The organism is Mesorhizobium sp. M4B.F.Ca.ET.017.02.2.1 (assembly GCF_003998955.1).
In the GTDB taxonomy this organism is placed as follows: domain Bacteria; phylum Pseudomonadota; class Alphaproteobacteria; order Rhizobiales; family Rhizobiaceae; genus Mesorhizobium; species Mesorhizobium abyssinicae.
The window spans coordinates 1-7,021 of sequence record NZ_RZOF01000331.1 but is presented as its reverse complement, the minus strand read 5'-3'; the positions used below and the strand labels follow the sequence as shown (position 1 = coordinate 7,021).

Annotated in this window: 4 protein-coding genes; 3 read left to right on the top strand and 1 reads right to left on the bottom strand. The window is 64.4% G+C overall.

The window, feature by feature from the left end; all coding sequences use genetic code 11:
- The first annotated feature begins 402 nt into the window (after window positions 1-402).
- The 3 genes from EN738_RS27995 (at window position 403) to EN738_RS27985 (ending at window position 5,828) form a co-directional block, all read left to right on the top strand.
- The gene (locus EN738_RS27995; RefSeq protein ID WP_127286492.1) at window positions 403-1,107 is read left to right on the top strand and encodes a thermonuclease family protein; all 705 of its coding nucleotides are present in this window, start codon (window positions 403-405) and stop codon (window positions 1,105-1,107) included.
- A 220-nt stretch (window positions 1,108-1,327) separates the two neighbouring features.
- Complete coding sequence (locus EN738_RS27990) at window positions 1,328-2,074, top strand: GGDEF domain-containing protein (RefSeq protein WP_245494766.1); 747 nt, start codon at window positions 1,328-1,330, stop codon at window positions 2,072-2,074.
- A gap of 184 nt (window positions 2,075-2,258) precedes the next feature.
- Window positions 2,259-5,828, top strand: a complete 3,570-nt coding sequence (locus tag EN738_RS27985) for a CHASE domain-containing protein (RefSeq protein WP_127286491.1) — start codon at window positions 2,259-2,261, stop codon at window positions 5,826-5,828.
- 77 nt (window positions 5,829-5,905) lie between these two features.
- Here EN738_RS27985 and EN738_RS27980 read toward each other — a convergent pair.
- A partial coding sequence (locus EN738_RS27980) for an FAD-dependent oxidoreductase (RefSeq protein ID WP_145966952.1) occupies window positions 5,906-7,021 on the bottom strand: 1,116 nt, incomplete at its 5' end.

Here is a 7,021-nt window from a genome sequence, read left to right as displayed (position 1 = left end):
GTCGAGGACGACATGAAGCGCAAACCGATACTGCTCTTTGCTTTCCCGGCCCTCATGCTGCTCATCCTGGCGGGATAGGTGCCGAGCAGGAATGTCGCCGCCCGCTCACCCGCCAGGATGAGCAGCATGAGGGCCGGGAAAGCAAAGAGCAGTATCGGTTTGCGCTTCATGTCGTCCTCGACAATTCCGGGCCACAATAGGCAACAGAGATTGCGCAAGGATTAACGAAGCTTAACGGGACGCCTGCTTCGGCATCCTTCGCGCGCGTGCTATGCTGCACTGCCGGGACGCCAACGCGGCAGGTCGGATGGCCGGAGCCGTTTCATCGGGGGTTGAAGGGGTGCGCTCAAGCTGGTTGCCAGGTCGGCCTTTTGTTCGACGGCGATGGCCGGGACGCCACCGATGAGCGGCATCGTGTCCGCGCCAAGGTCTCGCCTGGCGATCGCGTTGGGAGGTGTCGAACTCCTGGCCGGGGTCTTGCTGATCCTGCAAGCCGGCGCCTTGATTGGGGTCGGCCGGCAGACGCCGGCATTGGACTCCGGAAACCAGCCAGCGACGACGGCGCAACCCATGTTCGATGCCGGACCGCGGCAGCCGGCGCGCAAGATCGCGCAGGATCTCATCGCGCCGCCCGAACTCGATGCGACCCGGATCGAACGGATCGAAGCCCGCCCGCCGCTTGGCGAACTCGGTCTTGCATACTGGCCGAAGACGCCGATGCCGGGCGACTGGCGCGAGATGCTGCTCTATCGGCCGATCGCCACCTCGTCGGCGATCTTCGAGGCGATGGGCCGGACGGTGGCGATCAGCGGCACGCTCGCCATCGACCCCGACAGGAGCTGTTCCTTTCACGAGATCGCCTGGCCGTGCGGCCAGCGCGCGCGGGCGGCCTTCAATGCCTGGCTGCGCGGGCGGGCGCTGAAATGCTTCGTGCCGCCGGATGTCGACCGCTTCGCCATCGCCGCGCCCTGCACGCTCGGCAAGCAGGACGTCGGCGCCTGGCTGGTCTCCAACGGCTGGGCCACGGCGCTGCCCGGTGGCATCTACGGCAAGGCCGAGGCAACGGCCAGGAGTGCCGAGATGGGCATGTTCGGGCCGCCTCGATAGGCGCGGGACCGCTGCCGATCGGCTCGCTCCAGGCTGGCCGTCAGGCCCGCGCCGACTGCCACCTTCGATATCTGTTTTGTTAACCCTTGCGGTGCAGCCTTTGCCGGCACGGGCCGATTTGATGGCCATTCCGCCCGCATGCATCAAATTGTAGCGGTCGTCGAAACCGAAATTGCAACACACCGGCCTTATGCCAGCGCATCGGACAGGAGATTGGCCAGTGACCAAACCGACAGCGACCCCCTCTACCCAAAGCTGGAAAGATGTTGCGTGGCTGACGGTGCTGGGGACGGCCGGCTGCCTCATCCTGTCGCTCGGCCTCAACTATCTGCTTTTGTTCAGCGAGGCGCTGACGCCGTTCGCGCGCAGCGTGATCACGGCAACGCTGCTGCCGCTGGCCATCGGCCTGCCGCTGTTCCTGCTGCTCGGATCGAAACAGGCCGAGATCCGCCGCTACCGGCAGGAGCTCAACCGGTCGGCGACCTATGACAGGCTGACCGGCTGCCTGAACGGACCGGTTTTCACCTCGATGGTGGACAGACGGGCCGCGAAGACCTCGGAGGCCGGGCCGCGCTCCGGCGCCTTCCTGGTCATCCATCCCGAGCATCTCAAGTCCCTCAACCTGCGCTTCGGCCTGGAATGGGGCGACGAGGCGCTGCGGCTCATCGCCTCGACGATCCAGTCGTCGGTTCGCAAGGAGGATCTCGTCGGCCGCATCGGCACCTCGATGTTCGGCGTCTTTCTGCCTGGCGCGACCGAAAAGGACGCCAAGGAGATCGGCGAACGCATCAAGGCTCGGGTGCGCGACGTCTATTTCGCGCCCAAGGGAACGGAGGACGTGCTCGCCGTGCAGGTCGGCGGCGTCGTGTTCGAGCACGAGCTGGCCTTCGAGGATATGTTCCGGTCGGCGGAAGAACGCCTGTCGGCCTCACAGACCGGGCTGGAACTGTCGCATCTGAGCAGCTGAAGAGCGCAGCATTAATCGGACGTTGACGGGTTCGGCGCAATCTCTGCGGGATCGATGCAGCGATCTGCCGAATTCTGATCCCGTCGGGTTGGCTTACGAATGTGCGTGCTGTCGCAGGAATCAGCGGATCATTTCGTAACGCACCGCCGGATGTCGGGGCGATCTTCTTGTTCGTGAGCGAACCATGTCGCGCCTGGTGATGGTTCTTCACCCCATGCAACGCCTGCTGTCGCATGCGCTGGCCAGGATCGTCGCCGTTGCGGCCCTGTATTACCTGACCGGACAACTGGGGCTGCTTCTGGCCGTGCCGCCCGGCTACGCGACGATCATCTGGCCGGCATCCGGCATCGCGGTCGGGGCATTGCTTGCCTATGGGCGCTCACTTTGGCCGGGGATCTTCATCGGATCGCTGGTGCTCAACGCCGTGATCGGCGGCGGCTATTCGGCTGAAACCGGGTGGGCGCTCGACAAACTGGCTGTTGCGGCCGCGATTGCCGGCGGCTCGACCGTGCAGGCGCTGGTCGCCCGCTGGCTGGTCAGCCGGGCGGTCGGGCTACCGATCGATCTCAGAGGCACCCGCGATATCATCGCGCTGTTCCTCGCAGCCGCTCCGATCAGCTGTATCGTCGCCCCCACCGTCGGTGTGACCTCGCTCTATGTCGCCGGAGTCGTCCCGTACGCCGGCGTGGCACACAACTGGCTGACATGGTGGAGCGGCGACGTCCTCGGCATCGTCATCTTCTTGCCGATCGTGCTCGTTGCCCCCGGCGCCAAGCGCCGGCTTACGTGGCGTGGCGCGCCGCTCGGCGCACTGCCGGTTGCCGCGATACTGCTGCTGCTTTTGCCCCTCGGGCTGACGTTCTACGGCTGGAAGGCAAGCAACCAGTTCATCTACGACCGCAACAGCGCGATCTTCGCCTCGATGGCGATCGAGAACGAGCAGGCGCTGATGCACCGCCTGGCGTCCTACGACCAGGCCCTGGTTGGCGGCGTCGGCTTCTTCGAAGGGTCGAGCTACGTCAGCGCCGAGGAATGGCGCTCCTATGTCGAGGTCCTCGACCTCAAGCGCAGCATGCCCGGCGTCAACGGCATCGGCTACATCGAAAACGTTCCGGTGGAAAAAGTAGCGGACTTCCTTCTGCGGGCTCAAGTGACACAGCCCCAGTTCACCATCCATCCCGCTGTTCCCGGCGGACCTCGCTTTGTCATCACCTATATCGAGCCGCTGGCACCGAACCGCCCGGCCCTCGGACTGAACATCGCGTTCGAGAGCAATCGCCTGGAAGGGGCGACGCTGTCGCGGGACACCGGCCAGCCGGCCATCACCAAGCGCATCGTGCTGGTGCAGGACCAGACGAAGAGCAACGGCTTCATCCTGCTCCATCCCATGTATCGCAAGAACGTGCCGCTCAATACGGTCGACGAGCGCCGCGCCGCCCTGACCGGTTGGATATATGCCCCGTTCGTCGCGCAGAAATTCATGAGCGGGTTGACCACAAGCGAAGACCGCTCGCTGGCATTGCACGTCTATGACGGCGACAGCGAGGACGCCGAAGCATTGATCTACCACAGCAGCGAACCCGACGAGACTGCGTCGGCGCCTGCGTTTTCGATACGAAAGCAGGTCGACGTGATGCAGCAGCGCTGGACGCTGTCGTGGCACAGCACGCCCGCATTCGAGCACAGCGTCGCCAGCCAGGAGCCGCTGCTCGTGCTTTGCAGCGGCATCGTCTTCACTGCGCTGTTCGGCGCCTTGCTGTTCCTGTTCGCACGCCGTGCCGAAACCGTCAAAGTACTGGTCGACCGCAAGACAAGCGAACTGGCCGAACGTGAGGCGCTCTACCGGCTCCTGGCGGAAAACAGCTCGGACATGATCAGCCGCGTCGCCTTCGACGGGACACGGCTCTACACCTCGCCCGCCTGCATGCGGCTTCTCGGCTACACGCCGGAGGAGCTTCAGAACTCGAACGCATTTTCCGACGTTCACCCGAAGCAGCGGTCCCGCCTCCAGGCCGAGTACGCAAAGCTGGCACGAGGCGAAATAGGCGAATCGAAAGGCGTGTTCACGCTGCACCGCAAGGACGATGACTGGGTGCAGGCGGAGATCACCCTGCAGCTGGTGCGCGACAAAGCGGGAACTCCCACCGAGCTGGTCGTTACAGAGCGCGATGTCACGCTTCAGCAGGAAAGAGCCGAAGAGCTCAAGCTTGCCAAGGCGGAAGCAGAGATCGCCAAGACGAATGCCGAGCAGGCGAGCGAAGCCAAGACGGCCTTCCTCGCCACGATGAGCCATGAAATCCGCACCCCGCTCAACGGCGTGATCGGCTATGGCGATCTTCTGCTTTCCTCGAAGGAACTGTCCGAGCAGAACAGACGCTACGCCGAGCGCATCGGGACGTCGGCCGCGGCGCTGCTTACCGTCGTCAACGATATTCTCGACTTCTCCAGAATCGAAGCCGGTCAGATCGAAATCGACGCTCATCCGTTCACGCTCGGTGCCTTGATCGACAATACGCTCTCGATCGTCAACGGCATCGCGGCACGCAAGGGCCTGGCAATGGTGCGGCGGATCGACCCGACCTTGCCGCCGCACCTGGTCGGTGATCAGGACCGGCTGAGGCAGGTGCTGCTCAACCTTCTGAACAATGCCGTGAAATTCACCGCCACGGGAAGCGTGACCCTGGCCGTCGACCGCATCGGCGATGCCGGCGCCGGCTCTATCGGGCTGCGCTTTGCCGTCCGCGACACCGGCATCGGCATTCCGGCCGAACAGCAGGACCGTCTGTTCCAGCGCTTCTCGCAGGTTGACGGATCGGTCCGTCGCGAATTTGGCGGCAGCGGTCTCGGACTGGCGATCTCGAAGCGCCTTGTCGAACTGATGGGGGGACGGATAGGCGTTGAGAGCACCGCCGGGGAGGGTTCACTGTTCTGGTTCGAAGTCGCACTTCCCGAGGCCGCCGCGGACGCCGAACCTTCACGGTTTGCCCAGGCGATGAACGAGACGACGGCACCGGCCCGGATACTGCTGGTCGAGGACATGGAGATCAACCGCGACATAGCTTGTGCGGTGCTTCGGGCTCACGGCCATGAGGTCGATGTCGCGGTTGACGGCACGGAAGCAGTCGCAGCCGTGCAGAACCGGAGCTACGATGTCGTGCTGATGGACGTTCAGATGCCAGTCATGGATGGGCTGACCGCAACCCGGCATATCCGGGAGCTGAATTCCCCGGTCCGGGACATCCCGATTGTCGCGTTGACCGCCAATGTGCTGCCGTTCCAGCTCTCCGAGTTGTGGGCCGCCGGCATGACCGATCACGTCGGAAAGCCTTTCAAGCAGCCCGAATTGCTGGCGGCGATCGTCCGCAACACCGGCGGCAGACCTAACCGAGGCGCCGACGAACCGGGTGCGACTGCCGATCGGGACGGCGTCTTCAATGCCGACGTCTTCGGAAACCTGGCAAAAGTGCTCGGCAAGAACAGGGTGAACCAGCTGCTCGACAAGCTGGCCGACGTGCTCAGAACCCGGCTCGTGTCGATCGCGCCTGACGCCATCGAACGGGACGTCGTCCAGAGAGATGCCCATTCGCTGGTCTCGTCATCGGGCATGCTCGGCTTCGAAACACTGTCCGATCTGTGCCGCGACATTGAGACGTGCTGCATCGATGGTGCCGACCTGATGCCAGCCCTGCAACGCTACGAACGCGCGCGTGACGCAGTCCTGAGCAAGATCGAGGCGCTCAAATCCGCTGCCTGACAGGCTGGTCCTCGGACCATACCCCGTCGGCCATTCGTGCGGACCTTCATCGCGGAGCCCGTTCGGCGCAGCCGGGCTCAGATCACCGCTTCTTCCAGGAAAGGCTCGTTGCGCGGAATGCGCTCGTAGCAGAAGGGCGACAGGTCGAGCGTCTGGAAGGCGCCGTGGACGATGAGCTCCGACACCGCCCGGCCGACGGCCGGCGACTGCTGCAGGCCGTGTCCAGAGAAGCCGTTGGCGAACATGAAGTTCCTCACCTCCGGGTGGAAGCCGACGATGCCGTTGTGGTCGAGCATGTTGTATTCATAGTGACCGGTCCAGCTGGTCTGGACCTTCAGCGCGTCGAAAGCCGGAATGCGGTGCCACAACGCCGGCCAGATATGGTCGTCGAACTCCTCGAAGTGCATTTCGAAGTCGTCGTAGTCGGCCGGTCCGTCGCCCTGCGGCGTGTTGCCGGTGAGAAAGAGTTCGCCTTCCGGACGCACGAAAGTGCCCGAGAGGTCGATGACGTTGGGCATGCGGCCGGGGATCGGATTGGCGCTGGCGAAGACGAAGCTGTAGCGTTTGTAGGGCGCCACCGGGATCGACAGGCCGGCCATCGCCGCGACCTGCTGCGCGCGCGGGCCGGCGGCGTTGACCAGGGTTCCACAGGCGACCGTCTGGCCGGTCGCGAGGCGGACTGAAACAACCCGCCCATCGGCGAGATCCAGTCCAGTCACGGCGTTGTCGATGTATTCGACGCCGCTGGCGCGAGCGGCGCGGCGGAAGCCGTTCATCATGCCCATGGAATCGAACCAGCCCTCTTCCCGCGAGCCCCAGGAGCCGCCGCCGAGATCCTCTACATTGAGCCAGGGGAATCGCTCCTTCAGCGGACCCGGCTCGAGGAAGACGGTGTGGGCGCCGAGGCTACGCTGCAGCTCGACGCGCTCGCACGCCGCGTCCACGCCTTCGGGCGAGCAGCAGTAGAGATAGCCGTGCTCGCGAAAGCCGAGGTCGGGCGCCGGCTCGTCCTTGTAGAAGGGCGCCATGCGCTCCTGGAAGCCGCGGATGATCTCGATGCCGAACTGGCTGATCTTGACGTTGATCGGATTGGAATATTGCTGGCGGATGGCGCTGGTGGAAAGCGCGGTCGAGGAGAACTCGTAGCTCGAGTCGCGCTCGACCACGAGGATCGAGGCGCCGCTGCCCAGCGC

What these genes read in the sequence shown, in the direction of transcription:
- EN738_RS27985 (WP_127286491.1), top strand. Translation starts at nt 2,259, where the DNA reads ATGTCGCGCCTGGTGATGGTTCTTCACCCCATGCAACGCCTGCTGTCG.
- EN738_RS27995 (WP_127286492.1), top strand. Translation starts at nt 403, where the DNA reads ATGAGCGGCATCGTGTCCGCGCCAAGGTCTCGCCTGGCGATCGCGTTG.